Origin of the sequence: Pseudonocardia sp. 73-21, assembly GCF_001899645.1 — a bacterium.
Lineage (GTDB): Bacteria > Actinomycetota > Actinomycetes > Mycobacteriales > Pseudonocardiaceae > Pseudonocardia.
This window is the reverse complement of the sequence record NZ_MKVV01000017.1, coordinates 1-19,736: the sequence shown is the minus strand read 5'-3', so window position 1 is coordinate 19,736 and position 19,736 is coordinate 1. Positions and strand designations below refer to the sequence as shown.

Here is a 19,736-nt window from a genome sequence, read left to right as displayed (position 1 = left end):
GCCCTGATCCGCGACAACCGCACCTTCACCACCGAGGCACCAGCCCCGGCAGTCAGCGCGGCTTGACACGGTCATGGAAACTCCCGAGATCGTCGATGCACTCCTCATGACCAGCACAGACGGATTCTGGGAGCGGGAGGTTCCCCTCGAAAGCGAGCAAAACTACTCAATTCCATCGGCCGGTCGACATCATGGCCCTGATTCCGGGGCCGCCCCGCGACCGAGAACTACCCGTTCGCGCCGTACGGGACGATCACGAGGTTCCGCGTACCCTGACTCGACGTGAGCTCACCGCGCCTCCTCCTACGTCCGGTCGGCCTGCTTCTCGGGTTGAGCCTGGTCGCCGGCATGCTGGCGGCCGGCATCTCGTTCCCGGCGGCGGCAGGCTTCGGACTCGTCGCAGGTGACGCGGGCGACAGCGTCACCACCGTCTCCACCGACGTCGTGGACGGGCCGCTGCCGGTCACCACCACCGTCACCGACTCGTCCGGGGTGCCCATCGCGCGGTTCTTCGACCCGAACCAGAACCGGCAGACCGTCACGTCGGACCAGATCTCGTCGGCCATGAAGGCCGCGATCGTGGCCACCGAGGACCGCCGGTTCTACCAGCACAACGGCGTCGACTGGCAGGGCACGATCCGCGCGCTCGTGGCCAACTCCGCCTCGGGCGACGTCGTGCAGGGCGCGTCCACGCTCACCCAGCAGTACGTCAAGAACTACTTCCTCTACGTCGACGCCAAGACCGAGACCGAGCGGCTCAAGGCCACCGAGCAGACGCCCGCGCGCAAGCTCAAGGAGGCCCAGATCGCGCTACAACTGGAGCGCAACCTGAGCAAGGAGGACATCCTCACCCGCTACCTGAACATCGTCTCGTTCGGCAACGGGGCGGCGGGCATCCAGTCGGCGGCGCGCACCTACTTCAACACCACCGCCGCGAAGCTGACGGTGCCGCAGGCCGCGATGCTGGCCGGCATGGTGCGCAGCACCACCGCCTACGACCCGGTGACGAAGGCCAAGGCCGCGCTGGACCGGCGCAACGTCGTCATCCAGCTGATGCGCGACCAGCAGATGATCGACGACAAGCAACTGGCCACCGCGCTCGCGGCCCCGCTCGGCGTCGTCAACCCGCTCGTCACCCAGCCCAGCGGCTGCATCGGGGCGGGCGACGCGGGCTTCTTCTGCAAGTACGTGCAGGCCTACCTGATCGAGGCCGGCCTGTCGCAGGACCAGCTCATGCGCGGCGGTCTGACCATCAAGACCTCGCTGGACCGCGACGTGCTGGCCAAGACGAAGGCGTCGCTGAACGCCGAGGTGCCGCCCGACCAGCCCAACGTCGCCGACGTGATGTCCGTGGTGCAGCCGGGGCAGACCAAGCACCGCGTGGTGGCCATGGCGTCGAGCCGGGTCTTCGGTCTCGACGGCGACAAGCTCGAGACCAGCTACGGCCTGCCCTACGAGCCGGTGCCGATGGGCGCGGGCTCCACCTACAAGATCTTCACCGCCGCCACGGCGCTGGAGAAGGGCCTGGGCATCAACTACCAGCTCGCCGTCCCGCCGAGCGGGTACCTGTCGCCCATCTACAAGGACGGCAGCGGCCGGTCGATCCCGGTGCAGAACGCCGGCAAGTACGCGGAGCGGATGTCGCTGCAGGACGCCCTCGCCACGTCGCCGAACACGGCGTTCGTGAAGCTGGAGGAGTTCACCGGGGTGCCCGATGTCGTCGACATGGCGGTGCGGCTGGGCATGAAGTCGCTGGCCACCACCGAGTACGTGACGGAGACCGGCGTCCGCACCGGCCGCTCCATCGCCGAGATCACCAAGGAGCAGAAGCAGGCCTCGTTCACCCTCGGTGTGAGCCCGACGAGCGTGCTGGAGCTGGCCAACGTGGGCGCCACGCTCGCCAGCGCCGGAAAGTGGTGCCCGCCGAGCCCGATCGACTCCATCACCGACCAGTCCGGACAGCCGGTCGCCATCACCGAGGCGCCGTGCAACCAGGCCGTGGAGCCGGGGCTGGCCAACACCCTGATGACCGGCCTGAGCAAGGACGTCGTCAGCGGCACCGCGGCCGGGGCGGCCCGCCAGGTGGGCTGGAACCGGCCGATGGCCGGCAAGACCGGTACCACGCAGTACCACAAGTCCGCCGCCTTCGTCGGGGTCACGCCGGAGCTCGCGGGCGCGGTCATCGCGTTCGACAACTCCAACCGCCCGCAGCCGCTCTGCGACGGCGCCGGCCCCCCGTTCGCCTGCCGCAGCGGCAACATCTTCGGCGGCAAGACCCCCGCCGAGACGTGGTTCGGGGCCATGAAGCCGATCCTCGACGGCCAGCCGGTCCTGCCGCTGCCGCCCACCGACGACAAGTTCCTCGATGGGGGCGCCGCGTCCCGCGTCCCGGACGTGGTGGGGCGCAGCCAGAACGACGCCCGTTCGATCCTGCAACGGGCCAACTGGCAGGTCTCGAACCGCACCGTGGACAACGCCGCCCCGCGCGGCACCGTCGTCGGGCAGAGCCCCCGCGGCTCGGCGCTGCCCGGGGAGACGATCGTGCTGAGCGTCAGCAGCGGCTCGGTCCCGCCGCCGCCCGCGCCGCCGGGCACCGACCAGCCACCCGGCGACCAGCCGGGGGCCCAGCCGCCCGGTGGTCAGCAGGTTCCGCCCGGCGGGAACTGACCGTCCGGGTCCGGCCTGGTTGCTGACGGCGCCGGGCTCCCCGGCCTACCATCCCGCGCATGACGGCCGGGGTGGACGACGAGTCCGTCGACGGGGCTGCCGCGTCCGAGGGAGGAGGCGGGCGGGGCACCGCCGCCGACCCGCCGGTGATCATCGCTTCGGGACCGGCCGCCGTGCCCGACGCGGCGGAGCGTCCCCGGACACCGATCACGGTCGAACAGGCGTACATCGCGAAGCTGAGGGCGGCCGCTGCGGCGTCGTCACACTCGGAGGGCGCGGATCCGGAACGGTCCGGACCACCGCCCGCTCCGCCGCCTGCCCCGTCCCCGGTCGTCCGTCCCACCGTGCCGCCGGCGACCCCCGGTCGGCCGGGGCCACCCCGCGCCGCGGCCGGTGTCCGGCCACCGCCGACCGCCCCGGCAGCCCCGCCCCACCTCCGCGCCCGTCCGCGGATCGAGCCCGAGCAGGGGATCCTCGGCCTGTCGCGGCACACCCGCAGCCGGTTGGGCTCCCGGCTGTTCAACCTGTTCTTCATCTGCGTCTTCGCGCTGATCCTCGTCCAGATGGTCGTGGCCCTGCTGACACCCTGAGCGCCGAACCGGACCGTCGGCACCGCCGATTACCCTGGGCCCCGCGACCACGCCAGGAGGTGAGCAGCGATGGCATCGGAGCCCGGCCCGGATCTGTCCGCGGCCACCTCCCAGCGCGTCCGCAGCGTGCTGGCCATCCCGGCGTTCCGGCGGCTGTGGATGGTCACGTCCGTGGCGGGCATCTGCGACTGGATGAGCCTGCTGGCCCTGTCCGCGCTCGCCACCCAGCTCACCAGCGGCTACCAGGCCCAGAGCTTCGCCCTCGGCGGTGTGGTGGCCACCAAGCTGCTGCCCTCGCTCGTGCTGGGTCCGCTCGCCGGGGCGCTGGCCGACAAGTTCGACCGCCGCGCCGTCATGGTCGTCAGCGACCTGCTGCGCTTCGGGCTGTTCGTGTCCATCCCGCTGGTGGGGTCGCTGTGGTGGCTGTTCCTCGCCACGTTCCTCATCGAGTTCTGCGCGATGTTCTGGATCCCGGCCAAGGACGCCGCGGTGCCCAACCTGCTGCGCCGCCCCGACCAGGTCGAGACGGCCAGCCAGCTCGCCCTCGTCATGACCTACGGCGTCTCGGTCATCACCGCGTCCGGCCTGTTCGCGCTGGTGTCGCGGGTGGGGGCGTCGCTGGGGGCCGCCGCCATCGACATCGTCTACATCACGCTGGTCTTCAGCGGGTTCGCGTACCTGCTCATCGCGCTCGTGGTGTGGTTCGCGATCCCGGAGATCTCCGGTCGCGCGTCGGGCCGGCGTGAGGTCACGCCGGGTGTGCTCACCCTGATCCGCGACGGCGCCACGTTCGTCGTGCGCACGCCGCTCATCCGCGGCCTGGTCACCGGCATCATCGGCGCGTTCACCGCCGGGGGCATCGTGGTCGGCTCGGCCACGCTCTACGCCGCGAGCCTCGGCGGTGGCAACGCGGCCTACGGCGTGCTGTTCGCGTCGGTGTTCGTCGGGCTGGCCATCGGCATGGGCGCCGCCCCGAGAATGGCCCGCAACATCCCGCACAACCGGCTGTTCGGCGCGGCCATCGTCGCGGCCGGGCTGGCCCTGGTGCTGGTCGCGATCGCGCCGCACCTGTTCGTGGCCATCGCCGCGGTGATGCTGGTGGGCGGGTTCGCCGGCATCGCGTTCCTCACCGGCCTGACGATCATCGGCTCGCAGGTGGCCGACGACATCCGCGGCCGCATCAACGCGTTCGTCCAGTCGATCGTGCGGCTCACGCTGCTGGGCTCGCTGGCAGTGGTGCCGCTGATCGTCGGGCTCGTCGCCACCCGCACCGTGGACGTGTTCGGGCTCCCGTTCGTCGTCGACGGCACGCGCGTGGTGATGCTCGCCGGTGGCCTCGTCGCGGCCGGCGTGGGCATGCTCGCCTACCGGCAGATGGACGACCGCCGCACCGAGCCGATGCTGCCCGACCTGCTCGCCGCGCTGCGCCGGGGAGAGCCGCGCGAGGGCGCGGGCGTGCTGATCGCCGTGGAGGGCGCACCCGCCGAGGAGACGGCCGCGCAGGCGTCCCGGTTGGCCGCGCGGCTGCGCGCCGGGGGCCACACCGTCGTCGAACCCGAGGACGACGAGCGCGAGCGCTGGGAGGCGGCCACCCGCGAGGCCGCGCTGGCGGGCAGCCGGGCCACCGCGCTCGCGGCGGCGGCGGTGCGGGCCGACCAGGTGGAGCGCGTGATCCGCCCGGCGCTGGCCGCCGGTGCGGTCGTCGTCGTCGACCGGTTCCTCGCCAGCCCGCTCGCCCACTACGGGGTGGCGGCACAGGCGGCGCTCGATCCCCGCGAGCTGGAGAACCTGGCGGCGTGGGCCACCGGGCGGCTGCGTCCGGACGTCTCGGTGCTGCTCGACCGCGCCCCCGCCGACATCGCGCCGGCCACCGGCATCGCCGGTGAGCAGCACCTGCGGGTGCAGCGGCTGCTCACCCGCATGGCGGCCGCGGAACCGCACCGCTACGTCGTGGTCGACGCCGACGGCACCCCCGACGAGGTCGCCGAGCGCGTCCACGCGGGCCTGGCCGGGATGCTGCCGGTGAAGGCTGCGCCATCGGAAGAACCGGCCATGGCCCCGATCGAGGCGGACACGTGACGGTCTGGGACGAGGTCGTCGGTCAGCCCACGGCCGTGGCGGAGCTGAGCGCGGCGGCCGAGGACCCGTCGGCGATGACCCACGCGTGGCTGTTCACCGGCCCGCCCGGTTCCGGCCGTTCGGTGGCCGCGCGGGCGTTCGCGGCGGCGCTGCAGTGCCCCGACCACGGCTGCGGCCACTGCGTGTCGTGCCACACGGTGATGACGGGCACCCACGCCGACGTCCGCGAGATCGTGCCCGACGGCCTGTCGATCTCGGTGAAGTCGATGCGCACGCTCGTGCAGTCGGCCGCCCGCCGCCCGGCCATGGGCGCGTACCAGGTGCTGATCATCACCGACGCCGACCGGCTCACCGAGAACGCGGCCAACGCGCTGCTCAAGGTGATCGAGGAGCCCCCGCCGCAGACGATCTTCCTGCTCTGCGCGCCGTCGGACCATCCCGAGGACGTCAGCGTCACCATCCGCTCCCGCTGCCGCCCGGTCCCCCTGCGCACACCCGTGCCGGAGGCCATCGCCGACGTCCTGGTCCGCCGCGACGGCATCGAACCCGACCAGGCCCGCTGGGCGGCGTCGGTGTCGGGCGGCCACGTCGGCCGGGCCCGCCGCCTGGCCCGCGACCCCGAGGCCCGCGCCTACCGCGAGACGGTCCTGGGTCTGCCCATGCGCCTCCGCGGCCTCGGCGACGTCTTCGCCTACGCCGGCGATCTCGTCCGCAACGCCAAGGCCGAGGCCGTCGAGATGAGCGAGGGCCGCGACGCCGCCGAGCGCGAGGAGCTCGCCGTCGCCATGGGCGCCGGCGGAGTGGGCAAGGGCGTCGCGCAGGCCGCCCGCGGCGCGAAAGCGGCGGAACGGGAGCTGGAGAAGCAGCAGAAGTCCCGCAACACCCGCACCCAGCGCGACGCCATCGACCGCGCCCTGGTCGACCTCGCGGGGTTCTACCGCGACGTGATCGTGGTGGGCAGCGACGCGCAGGTCCGCCTCACCAACCCCGACCGCGAGACCGACATCCGCCGCGCCGCGTCCGAGTGGTCGGCGGAGTCGGCGCTGCGCCGGCTCGAGGCCGTCCTCGCCTGCCGCACGGCGATGGACCTGAACGTGAAGCCGGAGATCGCGGTCGAGGCGATGATGATGTCCCTGCAGCGCGGCTGAACCGCAGGTCAGGGCGGTGGACGGGTGGGGCGCAACCCGCCTGCGGCGGTCGCTACACTGACGCAGGCACAACGCCGCCTTAGCTCAGTCGGTTAGAGCGACGCACTCGTAATGCGTAGGTCTGGGGTTCGACTCCCCAAGGCGGCTCCATTTTCGCAGTTCAGAGACCTAAGCGGGTCACGGCGTCGACGTCGTCGTGGCCTCTGATCGAACTGCTTTCGCTGCTCAGGGCGATGCGGCGTGGCCTCCCCGTGATGCGTTCGTCATCTCGTGCACCACAGGTAGGAGTGGGCACGGGTGGCCGGATTCGGGTTGAGGCCACCGGCGGACTGCAACTCGTCCCACGACGATCCTCGTCGGCGACGTTCCGCATGTGGTCAGCCTGCAGGTGTCCTGTCGGTCTGTCGGTCGCGCGGACGGGTGCCGGCATAGAGTTCGTCGACGAGGGCGCGATTGCTCTGCTCGACCGCCCCGCGACGCAGTTTGAGCGTCGGGGTGAGCTCGCCGGAGTCGCCGGTCCAGGCCCGCGGCAGGATGGCATGAGCTCGGACCTTCTCGGCCTTGCAGAGCTTCTGGTTCGCGGTGTCGAGCGCAGTCTCGAGCAGCGCGCGGGTCCTCGGGTCGGCGACGACCTCCTCGGGGTCGCCGTGGACGCCGCGAAGGGCGAGCTCGGCGAAATCGGGAACCACGAGGGCGACGAGGAAGGGCCGTCCGTCGCCGATGACGAGAACCTGGTCCACCAGGGATGACTCGGCGAGGATGTCCTCGATCCGGCTGGGTGAGATGTTCTCACCGCCCGCGGTGATGATGAGGTCCTTCTTCCGGCCCGTGACCGTGAGGAGCTCGCCCCGCCACTCCCCGAGGTCCCCGGTGCGGAACCATCCGTCGGTGAACGAGTCCGCTGTCGCCTGCGGATCGTCGCGGTAGCCGCGGGCGAGGTGGCGGCCGTGCACCAGGATCTCGCCGTCGTCGGCGAGCCGGACGGCGGTGCCGGGGAGCGGGCGACCGACCGTGCCGGCCCTGTCCCGGTAGGCGTCGTCCGGCCCGGTGTAGGTCGCGACGGCGGTGGTCTCGCTCAGGCCCCAGAGGTCGTGCAGGGGGAGACCGATCGAGGCGAAGAACTCGTGGGTCGAGGCCGGTAGCGGCGCCGACCCCGTGACCAGCCACTGCGCGCCGTCGAGCCCGAACCGGGAGGCCAGCTGCTCGTGCGTGGCGCCGTCGCGGAGCATGGCGCGCATCAGCCGTTCGATGCGCTGCCAGATCCGGGGGACGGAGGTGAACAGCCGCGGCCGGACCTGTTGGAGGACGTCGAACAGGGTGGTCGGGTCGGCCACGGTCGTCACGCTCGTGCCGCCGACCAGCGCGGCGTAGTGGCCGACCACCCGGTCGACGATGTGCGCGTGGGGGAGATAGGAGACCGTCGTGCCGCCGTCCAGGCGGACGATGGAGTCCAGGGCGCGGAGCTGGAAGACGATCGCGGCGTGGGTGAGTTCCACGCCCTTCGGCTTCCCGGTCGTGCCCGAGGTGAAGATCAGGGTCGCGACGTCGTCCGGCTCCGGCTCGTGGGGCACGAACGTGGGATCGGTCGGCAGGTGATCCAGCTCGTCGACGGTGACGACGGGGACGCCGGCCGGGAGGTGGTCGTCGCGCAGCAGTTCGGGATCGGCGACGACGAGACGGGCGCGTGCCCGGGTGATGAGCTCGGCGGACTCCGGCGGGGGCGCGGTGACGTACAGGGAGAACGGAGCCGCGCCCACCAGTAGCGCCGCGAGGTCGCTGAGCTGCCACTCGGGCCGGTTCCCGATCAGGAGTGCGACGGTGTCCCCGGGACGGACCCCGAGGGCGCTGAACGCGGACGCGAGTCGCGCCGCCTTCTCGGCGTACTCGCGCCGGGTCCAGCGCACCGAGCCGTCGCCCGAGCTGAGGGCGACGGCGTCCGGCTGGGCGGTGACGTGTGCGGCGAAGGCGGAGATGACCGTGTCCGGCATCCCTCGGACGCTAGGTCCGTCGGATCCCACCCGCGATGGGCCCGGCCGCCACCGCACGGTGGTGCCCCGGACCATGGTCGGACGTCGGCGCCGTCCCCAGCCTGGGGAGGTGCCTCATTCCGTCGTTCTCGCCCAGCGTCCGCACGGCCGGGTCCGCGACTCCGACTTCGCGCAGGTCCAGGTCCCCCGACAGCGCTGCCCGGAGGGCGGGGTCCGGGCACGGACCCGCCCGACGCGTCGACCGCCCGGCTCGGCATCCTCGGCATGACGGGCCTGACCGCGTGGGTGGGCATCGGGGACATCTGCTCGCCGCGGGCCGGGGAGACGGTGTTCGTCTCCGCCGCCGCGGGCGCGGTCGGCTCGGCCGCCGTCCAGCTGGCCCGACTCGCGGGGGCGCGCGTCGTCGCGAGTGCGGGCGGGCCGCGCAAGTGCGCGCTGCTCACCGACGAGCTCGGCGTCGACGCGGTCGTCGACCACCGGGCCGACGACTGGGCGGACCAGCTCCGCGACGCCGGACGGGGTCGACGCGGTGTTCGAGAACGTCGGGGGCCCGATGATGGAAGCCGTCCTGGACCGGATGAACAACCGCGGCCGGATCGCGTTGTGCGGGCTGATCGCCGGGTACGACGACGTCGTCCGGCCTCCGGGGCCGCGGAACTTCGGCCTGCTGGTGACGAAGCGCATCCGGGCGGAGGGGTTCATCGTGGTCGACCACGCCGACCGCGCGGCGCGGTGCGAGGCCGAACTCGGCGCGCAGGTCGAGACGGGCCGGCTGCGCGCGTTCGAGACCGTGGTGGAGGGCTTCGACAGCGTCGTCGTCCCGACGTTCGTCGGGTCGTTCGACGGCGGCCACGTGGGGAAGCTCGTGGTCAGCCTCGGGTGAGGGGTGCGAGCTCCACCGCGACCCGCAGTACGGCGGACCTCGGATCCAACGGGACCGGGAGCAGCGCCGCGATCCGCTCCAGCCGTTTCACGACCGTGTTGGGATGCACGGTGAGCCTGCGTGCCGCGTGGGTCGGGCTGCCCAGCTCGGCCAGCCAGATCCGGAGGGTCTGCAGGAGGTCGGAGTGGGCGGGGTCGGCGAGGGCACCCAGCCGCGCGGTTGCCCAGGGCGCGGCGAGCCCGGGGGTGCCGTCGGCCAGGGCGAGCACCACGACGTCGTCGAACCGGACCACTGGGCCGTCGACCCAGCGCGTGGCGAGCTTGCATGTCTCGGCAGCCTCCCGGTGCGAGGCCCGAAACCCGGCGAGGCCCGGGTGCGGGCTGCCGAGGGCGAGGCGCAATCCCGAGGTGCCCGACATCCAGGCCTCGACGTCGCCGCCCGAGAACCAGCCGTGGACGGCCGTGGGGCCGTCCGGAACCGCGACGAGCTGACGGGGACGGGCGACGGCGCGGAGCCGGGCGACGGCGCGGTCGAGCTCGGCGGAGGTGGCGTGCGATCCCCAGATCACGAAGGCGGCGTGGGTGTCGGCGAAGCGGTAGCCCAGACGTGCCTCGGCAGCGGTGCTGTCCGCGGTCCCCGCGAGCACGTCGACGATCACCGCCCGCAGGTCGGAGGCGTCGCGCTGGCGCAGGAGCTCGCGCTCCTGGACGTAGGCCGCGGTCGCGGCGGCGCAGGCGGTGCGCAGGTAGCGGAAGAGCCGGTCCAGCACGGTCTCGAGGGCGTCGGCCCGGCGGGCGTCGGACACTCCGCTCTCACGCAGGTGCGCCGCGAAGGTCGCGACGATCACGTCTGCAGCGGCGTCGTAGGCGAGCACCAGGTCGGCCAGGTCGGTCTCGGCCCTGGCGAGCCGGCGGGACCAGCGCTCCGCGGGCCGGCCCAGCTGCACACCCACCCTGGGTGTCGCCGACTGCGCGGCGTCCCTCAGCAGCGGCATGTGGGAGTCCAGGGCCTCGCGGAGCAGCCGCACGTCCTCGTCGTCGCGCACCACGGAGGGCGTGGCGGCGACGACGGCGGCGTACATGTCGTCGACGATGCGGGCGACGCGCTGGTCGAGCCAGGTGACGAACTCCGCAATGGGTGGGTGCGACGGCGTCGTCGACCTGGCTCCGGTCCCGGAGTTCGGCATGGGCGCATCGTAGGGTCGCCCGCGGTCCGGTCGGGTGTGGCGAGACCACACCGGGCGGTGTGCGCCGGACGCGTCGCGGGGATCCTGCGGCGTCCCCCACGCTCGACCCATGACCGACACCACCGCGCTCATCGACGAGAGCGGACGCGCGCAGGAGCCACTGCGGCTCGCCGTCACGCTCGACGACCCGTTCATGTGGAGAGGGGCCGGCTTCCCCCCCGGCTACGACCCCGACATCGTGCTCGGCCGACTGTGCGACGCGTTCGAGCAGTACCGGGTCCCCGAGGTGTACGCCTTCACGTCGACCGCGCCGGTCGAGGACCACCCGGACTGGCTCTCGGCGCTCGACCACTGGACCGACCGCGGCCACCACGTCGCGGCGCACACCCACAGCCACGCCAGCCTCAACTGGACCGACGCCGCGTCGTACGTCGCCGACCTCGACCGCAACGTCGACATTCTCGAACCGTGGTTGGCGAAGGCCCCCACCCGGTACTTCCGCTACGCCTTCGACATGTGGGGCGACACGCGGGACAAGACCGACCACGTGCAGGCCCACCTCGTCCGCCGCGGCCTGCTGCCCGCGCCGATCACCCACTGGTTCTACGACGTGCAGTTCCTCGTGGCCTACCTGCGAACCTTGGTCACCGGGGACACCGAGGCCGCGGCATGGGTGCGGCGGCGCTTCGCCGAGACGGCGGTCGACGCCCTGCGCAACCAGGCCGCTGCCGCCCAGGAGGTGTTCGGACGGCAGCCTCCGCACATCGCGCTCATCCACGGGACCCCGATCGCCGCCGACGCCTATGCTGAGGTCCTCGCCGCCTACGCGGCCGTCGGCGTCCAGTTCGTGACGCTCGAGGAGGCGATGAGCGACCCGGCGAACCAGATCGTGCCCCCGACCGTGACCCGGTACTTCCGCAACTCCACCCAGAAGTGGGCCGAGCACGCCGGGATCGGGGTCGCCGACACACCTCCGCGGATCCTGAACGAGGTGCAGCGCTGCTGCCCCGTCGAGGGGATGACCGAGTCCGACCTGCTCGGCCCGGCGCTCGTCGCCGCGGCGCAGGCCGTCGGCTCCGAGCCGGTGACCACCGACCTGGACTGGAACCCGGCGGTGGACGCGTGACGAAGGACCTGTTCGACGTCGGCGGCCGGACGGTCGTGGTCACCGGTGGGACCCGGGGGATCGGCGCGATGGCCGCCGAGGGCCTGCTCCACGCCGGGGCCCGGGTCCTGGTGACCTCCCGCAAGGCCGACGCCTGCCGCGCCGCGGGCGACCGGCTCGGCTGTCCCGCAGTGCCCGCGGACGTGAGCACCGCTGACGGAGTCACCGCCGTGGTCGACGCTGTGGACGCGGAGTTCGGCGGATCCCTCGACGTGCTGGTCAACAACGCGGGCGTGACGTGGGGCGCCCCGCTCGACACGTTCCCCCGCAAGGGTTGGGACCGCGTGCTGAGCACCAACGTGGTCGGTCTGTTCGAGCTCACCACGGCGCTGCTGCCCGCGCTGCGCCGCGCGGCGAGCGCCGAGCACCCGGCACGGGTGGTGAACATCGGCTCGGTCGACGGGCTGCGGGTACCGGTGTTCGAGAATTACTCCTACTCGGCGAGCAAGGCCGCTGTGCACATGATGACCCGCCACCTCGCCGCGGTCCTCGCACAGGACGGCGTACTCGTCAACGCGGTCGCCCCGGGTGCGTTCCCGAGTGACATGACGGCCGCTGCGCTCGCGTCGGATTCCGGTCGAGCGCTGATCGAGAAGGCCATTCCGCTTCGGCGGCTCGGCTCTGCGGACGACATCATCGGCGCCATCCGCTATCTCGCCTCGCCCGCCGGGTCCTATCTCACCGGTGTCGTTCTACCCGTGGACGGCGGCATCGCAGGATGCACTGCCTGATTCGCGTGCAGACGCCGGGCTCCAGGTGATGACCGCGCTTTCAGCCAGCTGGCGTGGCCTCCAATGGAGTAAACCGGTGTTCTCGGTTGAGCACGATGGGACCGGTGACGTGCACGGATGGACTGAGTGTGCACGGTGTACCCGGTGACGAAATCTCTCGTGATGCGTAGGTCTGGGGTTCGAGTCCCCAAAGGCGGCTCCATTCATCTTTCTGGCCGTGATGGCTGTAGTGCACCCTGGTGCCGGGGGCACCAGAAGCTCGTGCGGCCGCCGACGGAGGACTTCAGGAGTGGTGTTCCGTCGACCGGGCATCGGCCGCGGCTGTGGCGTTGTGACACCGAGGCAAGTGTGTGGACGCCGCCCCCGGTCAGGGCATCACCGACCGCGCCGACGACCGACTCGTGGAGCCGGGCTCGTTCCTGATCGGACAGCGAGCGGACCGGCCGGGCCGGGTTGAGCGCTGCCCGGGAGAGGATCTCGTCGGCGAGCAGGTTTCCGATGCCGGCGAGTGCGTGCTGGTCGAGCAGCCGAGCCTTGATCGCAGTCCGGCCGGTCCCCAGCGCCGAGAGGAAGCGGGGGAGGTCGATGTCGGCGGCGTCGGGGCCCAGGTCGTCGAGGTGCGGGTCGAGCCGGATGCGGCCCAGCCGGCGCGGGTCGATCAGGTGCAGCGCTCCGCCGTCGCGGAAGGTCAGGGAGAACCGGGCATGCCGGTAGTCGCCGGGCAGGCGCCCGAACTCCCAGTTGTCACCGCCGTCCACCTCGGTGCCGTCCGCCGCCGCGATGACGATCTTGCCGGACATGCCCAGGTGCACCCCGAGGACGCCCCCGGTGTCGACCGTGCACCACAACGACTTCCCCCTGCGATGAGCGGCGCGCAGCGTCGCTCCCTCCAGCGCATGGCGCAGCTCACCGGGTTCGTGCGGGCGGCAGACGTAGCTGTCGGAGTCGTCGACGTCGACGATCCGGCGACCGAGGGCGGAGCGTGCGATGACAGTGCGAGCGGACTCGGCTTCGGGCAGCTCCGGCATGCGGACTCACCTCGTGGTGTGGTCGACGAGGGCGGTCTGGAGCTCCGAGTAGGGGATTCCGGGCGGTGGGGTGCGACCGTCGCGTACCGCCGACGCGACGTCGAGGGCGGCGTGGATCGCGGCCCGGTAGGGCAGCGACCCGGTGCTGACGCGCCGGACGCCCAGGTCGGCGAGCTGACCGAGGGTGAGACCGGGGACGACGAGGGTGTTGACCGGCACGGGCAGGGTCCGGGTGGCCTCGCGGAGGACGGCAGGGTCGGTGAGGCCGGGCAGGAACACACCGTCGGCCCCGGCCCGGACGTAGGCCTCGGCGCGGGCGAGGGTGTGCTCCGGGGTGGCGTCCTGACCCAGCCAGTAGGTGTCGACGCGCGCGTTGAGGAAGACCGCCGGGCAGCGGTCCTTGATCGCGGCGATCTTCGCGGCGTGTCGCGCGGGTTCGATGAGTGCCTCGGCGGTGCTGTCTTCCATGTTGACGCCCACGGCGCCGGCGTGGGCGAGGGCCGCGACGTCGTCGGCGACCGCAGCGGGGTCGTCGTGGTAGCCGTCCTCGATGTCCGCGCTCAGGGGGATCGGCAGGTGGCGCAGGGCCGTGGCGAGGGCCAGGGTGGAATCACGGGTGGCGCGGCCACCGTCCGGGCGGCCGTCGGACGCGGCGACACCGAAGCTGGTGGTTCCGACAGCCAGGTGGCCGGCCCGCGCGAACGCGAGGGCGGACGTGACGTCCCAGGCGTTCGGCAGCAGCAACGGGGTCGGACCGTCGTGGAGCCGGGCGAACGCCCTCGCTCGGGTCTCGTGGTGCGCGGTCATGGTGTGCCTCCCGGTCGAACCGCGATGAGTGTCGTGGCGAGGTTGTACCGTCGGACGCATGACGACGGTGGACTCTGCAGCCGAGGCCGAGACGGTCCCGCACGGGGTGGCGGCCTCCGGGCAGGAGGACGAGCGGGTCTGCACGATCGCCCGCGTGCTCGGCATCGTCGGGGACAAGTGGACCTTGCGCATCCTCTGCGAGGCGGCCCTCAACGGGGTCTCGCGCTTCACCGACTTCCAGGACCTGCTCGGCATCGCGACCGACATCCTCACCCAGCGCCTGACCAAGCTGGTGGACGAGGGACTGCTGACCAGGCAGTCGTACAAGGAGCCCGGGCGCCGCGCCCGCCCCCGGTACGAGCTCACCCAGGCCGGCCGGGAGATGCGGCTCGTGCTGGCGGCCCTGCAGCAGTGGGGTGACGTCCACCGTCCCAGCGGGTCCGGCCTCACCGAGGTCGGCCGCACCCTGGAGCAGGACAAGCCTGTGCGGGTCGAGTTCGTCGATTCCGACGACGCCGTCGTCGACGGGGAGCACATCTCCTACCGCTACGCGATCTGAGGCTGGTGCGGGCTGAAGTCGAGGCTCAGCACCGGGATCACGGCGCGGTCGAGCCTGTCGGCGGGGCGGTCGGCGTGCCAGCCCGTGCCGTCGGTGTGGTCGCGGTACCAGCTCATCGACCACACGGTTGTACATCCACCGTGACCGCTGCTCCCAGGAAGCATGGGCCATCAGGTGGCGCATCAGCTCGTCGTCCCCGGAGAGCCAGCCGTGCACGTGCACGATCCACGACGTCTCGTCGAGCTGGATCCGTTCGGCGGAGGCGAAGCCGCTGTCGACGGCGACGTCGAGACCGCCGGTGCGCTCGTGGTCGATCACGTCGGCGCGGGTCGTCGAGAACAGTGGGTGCTGGTGTGACACGAATCGAGCGTACGCCGGGAAATGTGTCGTGTGGGTGCGTGGCCTGGAAAGGAAAATCCAAGTCGGAGGTGCCTTGGAAAGGCCAAGTGAGGGTTCGCCGGTGACGCGGAAATTCCAAGTCAGCCGATTCTTCGGGGGCGCCTTGACGGGCGAATCATCGCCGCCATTAGATGGGTAGCGAATCGCTACTCAACGAAAGGGAACGACGATGGTCACCGATCGGCAGCGGGCGAGAGCCGCTGCACTGCGCACCCTGCAGGCCGACGGCGTGCTGGTGCTCCCCAACGCCTGGGATGCCGCGAGCGCGGCCCTCATCGCCGCCGGCGGAGCACGGGCGATCGCCACCACGAGCGCCGGGGTGTCCTGGAGCCTCGGTCGCCCGGACGGGCAGAACCTCACCCGCGCGGAGATGGTCGACGCCGTGGCGCGGATCGCGGCCGCGGTCGACCTCCCCGTCTCCGCCGACGTCGAAGGCGGGTACGGACCGGGCGAGGACGACGTCGCGCAGACCGTCGCCGGGGTGATCGGGGCCGGCGCCGTCGGCATCAATCTGGAGGACTCCCGCGCCCCGGGTGGCCCACTCTTCGCCGCTGACGACCAGGTCTCCCGGATCCGCGCCGCACGGGAGGCCGCTGCCGCGGCAGGCCTGCCCGAGCTGGTCATCAACGCTCGAACGGATGTGTACCTGTTCGGGGTCGGGCCGGAAGCCGGGCGGTTCGACGACGTGGTGGCCCGGGCCCGTTCCTACGCCGACGCCGGCGCGGACTCGCTTTTCGTGCCCGGCCTGCTCGACCTCGACACGCTGGCGGCGCTCACCAGCCGGGTCGACCTGCCGGTCAACGCCATGGCGGGGCCGGGCGCCCCCAGCGTCGACGATCTGCGGGCCGCGGGCGTGCGCCGGGTGACCGTCGGGCAGGCCGTCGCCCAGGCCGCGTACTCGCTGGCCCGGCGCGCCGCGGTCGAGGTGATCGAGAAGGGCACCTTCGACTCGCTCGCCGACGCGGACCCCTTCGGTGATGTGAACGGCGCGTTCCGGCCACGGTGATGCGATCCGCTTTCCCGGAACCATCGGAATGGCGACGTGCACAGCGATCGACACACAGCGATCGACGGGCCGTGACTTCTCTTTCTCTATCGGATCGAGCTCGCCGCCGACCGGGGCGGAACCCGACCCTTGACGTTCGGTGAGAGGTACTTCGTGAAAATCTCAGGTCCGGTCGCCCCCGGCACCGGGGTGGAGACATTATGGCTCGACGATCTCGCGGAGGGTATGACCTTCCGGAGCGAGACGTACGAGGTGACGACCGCGGAGGTGCAGGAGTTCGCCACCCGCCACCCGCTACGACCCCCAGCCGTTCCACCTCGACGAGGACGCAGCCGGGGGCACGCTCTTCGGCGGGCTGGCGGCCAGCGGCTGGCACACCGCCGCGATCACGATGCGGCTGCTGGACTGCTCGTTCCCGATCGCGACCGGGGTGATCGGGAGCGAGATCCACCTCGAGTGGCCGAGTCCCACCCGTCCCGGCGACGTCCTGCACCTGGAGATCTCGGTCGGTGCGATCACCCACTCGGAGACACGCCCGGGTCGCGGCAGCGTCACCCTCGCCTACGACACGATCAACCAGCACGGTGAGCTGCGGCAACGAACCACCGGACGGGTCGTCGCCTGGCGGCGGCCCGCAGTCGGGTCCGCAGCGCCGACGGGAGGCCACTAGATGGGTCGCACGGACCGGGCGACGGTCGCCGTCGCGTCCTCGGCGACGTTCCTCTCGCTCGTCGTCTTCACCACCCCGCTGGCGACGCTGCCGGCATCGGCGCTGGGTACCGGGCTCGAAGGGCAGGCATGGATCTGCGCGGTCGCGCCGACGTCCTGGAGCGGGCTGACGCAGCTGGGGATCGGCCTCACCGTGGTCGCCGTCGGCCAGTTGCTGCTGGTGGGAGCGGCACCCGGGTCCTCGCCCTGGCGTTACGTCCCCGGCCTGCTCGTCGCCGGGATCACGACCGGTGTCGTGAACTCCGTACTCGGCCGTGAGGCGGTCGCCAGTGCGCCGCGCGGCCGCGCCGGGATGGGCAGCGGGGCCAACAACACCGCCCGCTACGTCGGATCCGCGATCGGCACCACCGTGGTCGCCGTCATCGCAAACGAGGCCCGGCCTGCCGCCGGCCCGGCCGGGCTCCTCGAGGGATTCGACACCGCACTGCTCGTCGCCACCGCGGTGACGGTGGCCGGTGTGCTCGGGATCCTCGCCTGTCGCCCCCGACGCCGACACCGCGACGTTCCCCTCGGAGCGACCCCGCCCGCCAGGGGTAGGAGCACAGAGGTGGACCGGGCAGGCGGCGCGTGACTTCTGTGAAACCGCAGCCGGCGACGTCCGTGGTCGGTCACACTTGCCGGATGCCACATCGACCCACGGGGCCGTCGTGATGTGGGGGGCGGCGATTCCCTCATTGCCCGTGCACGACCGCCCGCGGGAGCGTCTCGCGACGCTCGGGGCGGGCGCGTTGTCCGACGCCGAACTGGTGGCGATCCAGCTCGGGACCGGCGGCTCGGGTGAGAGCGCCCTCTCCCTCGCCCAGGCCCTGCTGGCCGAGTGGGGTGGGATGGCAGGTCTCGCGAGGGCCGCCGTCGACGAGCTGGCGCGCCGCCGGGGCGTCGGCCCGGCGAAGGCGTCGCGGCTCGTCGTGGCGTTCGCCCTCGCGGACCGGGCCGCCTCTGCCACGCGGAGCCGGCTGCTGCGCACGTCCGCGGACGTCGCCGCCGTCGCGGCGCCGCTCATCGGACGGGAACGGGTGGAGCAGGTCGTCCTGCTCGTCGCCGATCACGGGCAACGGCTGACCAGGGTGCTCACCGTGGCCCGCGGTGGCTCCTCCGGATGCGTCGTCCCGGTCCGCGAGATCCTGTCGCTGGTGCTGCGGCACGACGGGGTGGCGTTCGCGCTGGCCCACAACCACCCCGGTGGAACGCTCGACCCGAGTCGCGCGGACGTGGCCGTCACCGCCCGCCTGCGTTCCGCGGCCCGCGGCCTCGATCTGCGCCTGCTCGACCACGTGATCGTCACAGGCGATGGCTGGCGCAGCGTCAGTCCGGATCTCCCTGGCTGAAGCCGGGATCCGGCTCGGCCACCGCGTCGAACTGGCGCTGCTCGTCGAGGCGCCGGAGCTGGTCGCGGACGTCCGCCTCCACCCAGCGCGCCTGCCCTCCGGGTGTGACGAGCGCGGGGGTGATGAGGCCGTCGCGACGCCAGCGCTGCACGGTGCCGGCGGCGACGCGTAACCGCTTCGCCAGCTCGGCCGTGAACAGCAATGGCCCCTCGTCCGCCATGACTACAGACCGTAAGTGCTGATCGTCAGTCGTTCCTACTCGACATCAGTAACATCACGTATCATGACTGCTTGTCATCTGATGTGCGAGTTGTGACGGGTTGGGGCAGCGCATGGACGCCGACGTTCAGTGGCACCATCTGGCGGTCGAACTGGCCCGGATGGCAGGCGTGGCCGAGCGGCTGCTCGCCGTCCACGCCGACGACGGCTCCGGCCGCTGCGTGGTGTGCTCGTCGGGCCGGCAGGCGGGGCACTACGTCTGGCCGTGCCAGCTCCACCTGCTCGCGACCCGCGCCATCGAGGTCCGGGACGGCAGGGCCGCTACCAGGGGATGAGCGTGGGGATGGCGGCCGAGACCGGCCCGATGTCGACGACGAGGCGTACTGCTCGTCGGGTGCCGGGAGCGCGCGGAGGGCGGCGTACAACGGTCGACCAGCGATGGGTGCGCTGGTCACTGCGGTCAGCACGAGGTCGCCGGCGCGGGCGACGCCGGGCTCGTCGGCGAGCGTCCGCAGGCCCGCGACGCGGCCCCGTTCGAGGGCGGCCGGCGCCTTCCGGGGTGGTCAGCGCCCGGACCTTCGTGATGGGGCGCACCACCTCTCCCTAGGCCTCTCCCTAGGCGAAGGTGTGCCCCGACCTCGACATCGCCCCGAGACCGATGAGATCCGCGGGCCGGCCCGGTCCTCCTGCTTGACCTCACCGCAACGTCGACTGGAGCCCGTCATGACCACGACCACCAACCCCGGCCGGATGCTCTTCGTGAACATGCCCGTCGCTGATCTCGAGCGCAGCACGGCGTTCTTCGCGAAGCTCGGGTTCAGCTTCAACCCCGCGTTCACCGACGACAACGCCGCCTGCATGCTCGTCGGCGAGCAGGCCTTCGTCATGCTGCTGAGCCGTGAGACGTTCGCGCAGCACTCGAAGCTGCCGATCGCCGATCCCACGACGCACGCGCTGGCGCTCTACTGCTTCAGCGCGCCGACGCGCGACGAGGTCGACGCGATCTGCGACGCGGCCCTCGCCGCGGGCGGCACCGAGGCCGACGGGGCCGAGGACCACGGGTTCATGTACTCGCGCAGCTTCTTCGACCTCGACGGCCATGGCTGGCAGGTCATGTGGATGGACCCCACGGCCGTGCCGGCCGCCTGATCGAGCCTGTCGCGTAACTGCCCGGGCTGGGGCGGGAATGGTGATCAGCGCGTTGTCGTCTGTCGGCCTCCATCG

20 protein-coding genes, 1 tRNA gene and 2 pseudogenes are annotated in these 19,736 nt (G+C 72.1%); 16 read left to right on the top strand and 7 right to left on the bottom strand.

Features of this window, described 5'->3' with window-relative positions:
* Positions 1-282: 282 nt before the first annotated feature.
* The 5 genes from BGP03_RS04155 to BGP03_RS04135 all read left to right on the top strand — a co-directional run bounded on the left by BGP03_RS04155 (position 283) and on the right by BGP03_RS04135 (position 6,634).
* Entirely contained in the window at positions 283-2,667 is a 2,385-nt protein-coding gene (locus tag BGP03_RS04155) for a penicillin-binding protein (protein ID WP_296367032.1), read from the top strand.
* Between the two features lie 59 nt (positions 2,668-2,726).
* A complete protein-coding gene (locus BGP03_RS04150; protein WP_296367034.1) occupies positions 2,727-3,257 on the top strand; it encodes a hypothetical protein in 531 nt (176 codons plus the stop codon).
* Positions 3,258-3,326: 69 nt separating this feature from the next.
* Positions 3,327-5,336: an MFS transporter gene (locus BGP03_RS04145; RefSeq protein WP_298797437.1), complete on the top strand. Its 2,010-nt coding sequence runs from the start codon at positions 3,327-3,329 to the stop codon at positions 5,334-5,336.
* Positions 5,333-6,484, top strand: a complete 1,152-nt coding sequence (locus BGP03_RS04140; RefSeq protein WP_298797439.1) for a DNA polymerase III subunit delta' — start codon at positions 5,333-5,335, stop codon at positions 6,482-6,484. The genes BGP03_RS04145 and BGP03_RS04140 overlap by 4 nt, the downstream gene beginning before the upstream one ends.
* A 73-nt stretch (positions 6,485-6,557) precedes the next feature.
* Positions 6,558-6,634: transfer RNA gene (locus BGP03_RS04135), tRNA-Thr, on the top strand.
* A gap of 227 nt (positions 6,635-6,861) precedes the next feature.
* Here BGP03_RS04135 and BGP03_RS04130 read toward each other — a convergent pair.
* The gene (locus BGP03_RS04130) at positions 6,862-8,472 is read right to left on the bottom strand and encodes an AMP-dependent synthetase/ligase (protein WP_298797441.1); all 1,611 of its coding nucleotides are present in this window, start codon (positions 8,470-8,472) and stop codon (positions 6,862-6,864) included.
* A 264-nt stretch (positions 8,473-8,736) separates the two neighbouring features.
* Here BGP03_RS04130 and BGP03_RS35755 point away from each other — a divergent pair.
* Positions 8,737-9,355 (top strand): annotated as a pseudogene (locus tag BGP03_RS35755) (NADP-dependent oxidoreductase).
* Here the strand turns inward: BGP03_RS35755 and BGP03_RS04120 are convergent.
* The gene (locus BGP03_RS04120; protein ID WP_298797445.1) at positions 9,342-10,541 is read right to left on the bottom strand and encodes a helix-turn-helix domain-containing protein; all 1,200 of its coding nucleotides are present in this window, start codon (positions 10,539-10,541) and stop codon (positions 9,342-9,344) included. The pseudogene BGP03_RS35755 and the gene BGP03_RS04120 overlap by 14 nt on opposite strands.
* A 109-nt stretch (positions 10,542-10,650) precedes the next feature.
* On the opposite strand from BGP03_RS04120, the gene BGP03_RS04115 reads away from it, so the two are divergent.
* Complete coding sequence (locus BGP03_RS04115; RefSeq protein ID WP_298797447.1) at positions 10,651-11,667, top strand: polysaccharide deacetylase family protein; 1,017 nt, start codon at positions 10,651-10,653, stop codon at positions 11,665-11,667.
* Positions 11,664-12,437 carry an SDR family oxidoreductase gene (locus tag BGP03_RS04110; protein WP_298797448.1) on the top strand — a complete coding sequence of 258 codons (774 nt, stop codon included), beginning with the start codon at positions 11,664-11,666 and terminating at the stop codon, positions 12,435-12,437. The genes BGP03_RS04115 and BGP03_RS04110 overlap by 4 nt, the downstream gene beginning before the upstream one ends.
* Before the next feature lie 203 nt (positions 12,438-12,640).
* On the opposite strand, the gene BGP03_RS04105 is transcribed toward BGP03_RS04110, so the two are convergent.
* Both BGP03_RS04105 and BGP03_RS04100 read right to left on the bottom strand, forming a co-directional pair.
* A complete protein-coding gene (locus tag BGP03_RS04105) occupies positions 12,641-13,465 on the bottom strand; it encodes a DNA-formamidopyrimidine glycosylase family protein (protein WP_298797449.1) in 825 nt (274 codons plus the stop codon).
* Positions 13,466-13,471: 6 nt separating this feature from the next.
* On the bottom strand, positions 13,472-14,272 hold the full coding sequence (locus BGP03_RS04100; RefSeq protein ID WP_298797450.1) for an isocitrate lyase/phosphoenolpyruvate mutase family protein: 801 nt from the start codon (positions 14,270-14,272) through the stop codon (positions 13,472-13,474).
* 58 nt (positions 14,273-14,330) lie between these two features.
* Between BGP03_RS04100 and BGP03_RS04095 the strand changes: the two genes are divergently transcribed.
* Positions 14,331-14,831 carry a helix-turn-helix domain-containing protein gene (locus tag BGP03_RS04095; protein ID WP_296366728.1) on the top strand — a complete coding sequence of 167 codons (501 nt, stop codon included), beginning with the start codon at positions 14,331-14,333 and terminating at the stop codon, positions 14,829-14,831.
* Here the strand turns inward: BGP03_RS04095 and BGP03_RS04090 are convergent.
* A complete protein-coding gene (locus BGP03_RS04090; RefSeq protein ID WP_296366730.1) occupies positions 14,819-14,947 on the bottom strand; it encodes a hypothetical protein in 129 nt (42 codons plus the stop codon). The genes BGP03_RS04095 and BGP03_RS04090 overlap by 13 nt on opposite strands.
* A 46-nt stretch (positions 14,948-14,993) precedes the next feature.
* Here BGP03_RS04090 and BGP03_RS04085 point away from each other — a divergent pair, with 46 nt between their 5' ends.
* The 5 genes from BGP03_RS04085 to radC all read left to right on the top strand — a co-directional run bounded on the left by BGP03_RS04085 (position 14,994) and on the right by radC (position 18,293).
* Complete coding sequence (locus BGP03_RS04085; protein ID WP_296366732.1) at positions 14,994-15,188, top strand: hypothetical protein; 195 nt, start codon at positions 14,994-14,996, stop codon at positions 15,186-15,188.
* Between the two features lie 211 nt (positions 15,189-15,399).
* Entirely contained in the window at positions 15,400-16,236 is an 837-nt protein-coding gene (locus tag BGP03_RS04080) for an isocitrate lyase/phosphoenolpyruvate mutase family protein (protein ID WP_298797452.1), read from the top strand.
* A 355-nt stretch (positions 16,237-16,591) separates the two neighbouring features.
* Entirely contained in the window at positions 16,592-16,906 is a 315-nt protein-coding gene (locus BGP03_RS04075) for a hypothetical protein (protein WP_298797456.1), read from the top strand.
* Complete coding sequence (locus BGP03_RS04070) at positions 16,907-17,536, top strand: hypothetical protein (RefSeq protein ID WP_298797453.1); 630 nt, start codon at positions 16,907-16,909, stop codon at positions 17,534-17,536. It abuts the gene before it with no gap.
* A gap of 79 nt (positions 17,537-17,615) precedes the next feature.
* The gene (gene radC / locus BGP03_RS04065; protein WP_363093136.1) at positions 17,616-18,293 is read left to right on the top strand and encodes a DNA repair protein RadC; all 678 of its coding nucleotides are present in this window, start codon (positions 17,616-17,618) and stop codon (positions 18,291-18,293) included.
* Here radC and BGP03_RS04060 read toward each other — a convergent pair.
* Positions 18,271-18,513: a helix-turn-helix domain-containing protein gene (locus tag BGP03_RS04060; RefSeq protein WP_296366743.1), complete on the bottom strand. Its 243-nt coding sequence runs from the start codon at positions 18,511-18,513 to the stop codon at positions 18,271-18,273. The genes radC and BGP03_RS04060 overlap by 23 nt on opposite strands.
* Positions 18,514-18,625: 112 nt before the next feature.
* On the opposite strand from BGP03_RS04060, the gene BGP03_RS04055 reads away from it, so the two are divergent.
* Positions 18,626-18,847, top strand: coding sequence for a hypothetical protein (locus BGP03_RS04055; RefSeq protein ID WP_296366747.1), 222 nt, complete (start codon positions 18,626-18,628; stop codon positions 18,845-18,847).
* 51 nt (positions 18,848-18,898) lie between these two features.
* Here the strand turns inward: BGP03_RS04055 and BGP03_RS04050 are convergent.
* Positions 18,899-19,121, bottom strand: a pseudogene (locus tag BGP03_RS04050) (MarR family transcriptional regulator); the annotation flags it as partial.
* A gap of 114 nt (positions 19,122-19,235) precedes the next feature.
* Here BGP03_RS04050 and BGP03_RS04045 point away from each other — a divergent pair.
* Positions 19,236-19,661, top strand: coding sequence for a VOC family protein (locus BGP03_RS04045; RefSeq protein ID WP_296366744.1), 426 nt, complete (start codon positions 19,236-19,238; stop codon positions 19,659-19,661).
* Positions 19,662-19,736 lie beyond the last annotated feature (75 nt).

Bases quoted from the DNA above. Each gene is read 5' to 3' on its own strand.
- BGP03_RS04145 (WP_298797437.1), top strand. From the start codon at position 3,327: ATGGCATCGGAGCCCGGCCCGGATCTGTCCGCGGCCACCTCCCAGCGC.
- BGP03_RS04070 (WP_298797453.1), top strand. From the start codon at position 16,907: ATGGGTCGCACGGACCGGGCGACGGTCGCCGTCGCGTCCTCGGCGACG.
- BGP03_RS04085 (WP_296366732.1), top strand. From the start codon at position 14,994: ATGGGCCATCAGGTGGCGCATCAGCTCGTCGTCCCCGGAGAGCCAGCC.
- BGP03_RS04100 (WP_298797450.1), bottom strand. From the start codon at position 14,272: ATGACCGCGCACCACGAGACCCGAGCGAGGGCGTTCGCCCGGCTCCAC.
- BGP03_RS04090 (WP_296366730.1), bottom strand. From the start codon at position 14,947: ATGAGCTGGTACCGCGACCACACCGACGGCACGGGCTGGCACGCCGAC.
- BGP03_RS04130 (WP_298797441.1), bottom strand. From the start codon at position 8,472: ATGCCGGACACGGTCATCTCCGCCTTCGCCGCACACGTCACCGCCCAG.
- BGP03_RS04115 (WP_298797447.1), top strand. From the start codon at position 10,651: ATGACCGACACCACCGCGCTCATCGACGAGAGCGGACGCGCGCAGGAG.
- BGP03_RS04045 (WP_296366744.1), top strand. From the start codon at position 19,236: ATGACCACGACCACCAACCCCGGCCGGATGCTCTTCGTGAACATGCCC.
- BGP03_RS04060 (WP_296366743.1), bottom strand. From the start codon at position 18,513: ATGGCGGACGAGGGGCCATTGCTGTTCACGGCCGAGCTGGCGAAGCGG.
- BGP03_RS04095 (WP_296366728.1), top strand. From the start codon at position 14,331: ATGACGACGGTGGACTCTGCAGCCGAGGCCGAGACGGTCCCGCACGGG.
- radC (WP_363093136.1), top strand. From the start codon at position 17,616: ATGTGGGGGGCGGCGATTCCCTCATTGCCCGTGCACGACCGCCCGCGG.
- BGP03_RS04105 (WP_298797449.1), bottom strand. From the start codon at position 13,465: ATGCCGGAGCTGCCCGAAGCCGAGTCCGCTCGCACTGTCATCGCACGC.
- BGP03_RS04080 (WP_298797452.1), top strand. From the start codon at position 15,400: ATGGTCACCGATCGGCAGCGGGCGAGAGCCGCTGCACTGCGCACCCTG.
- BGP03_RS04120 (WP_298797445.1), bottom strand. From the start codon at position 10,541: ATGCCGAACTCCGGGACCGGAGCCAGGTCGACGACGCCGTCGCACCCA.
- BGP03_RS04055 (WP_296366747.1), top strand. From the start codon at position 18,626: ATGGACGCCGACGTTCAGTGGCACCATCTGGCGGTCGAACTGGCCCGG.
- BGP03_RS04150 (WP_296367034.1), top strand. From the start codon at position 2,727: ATGACGGCCGGGGTGGACGACGAGTCCGTCGACGGGGCTGCCGCGTCC.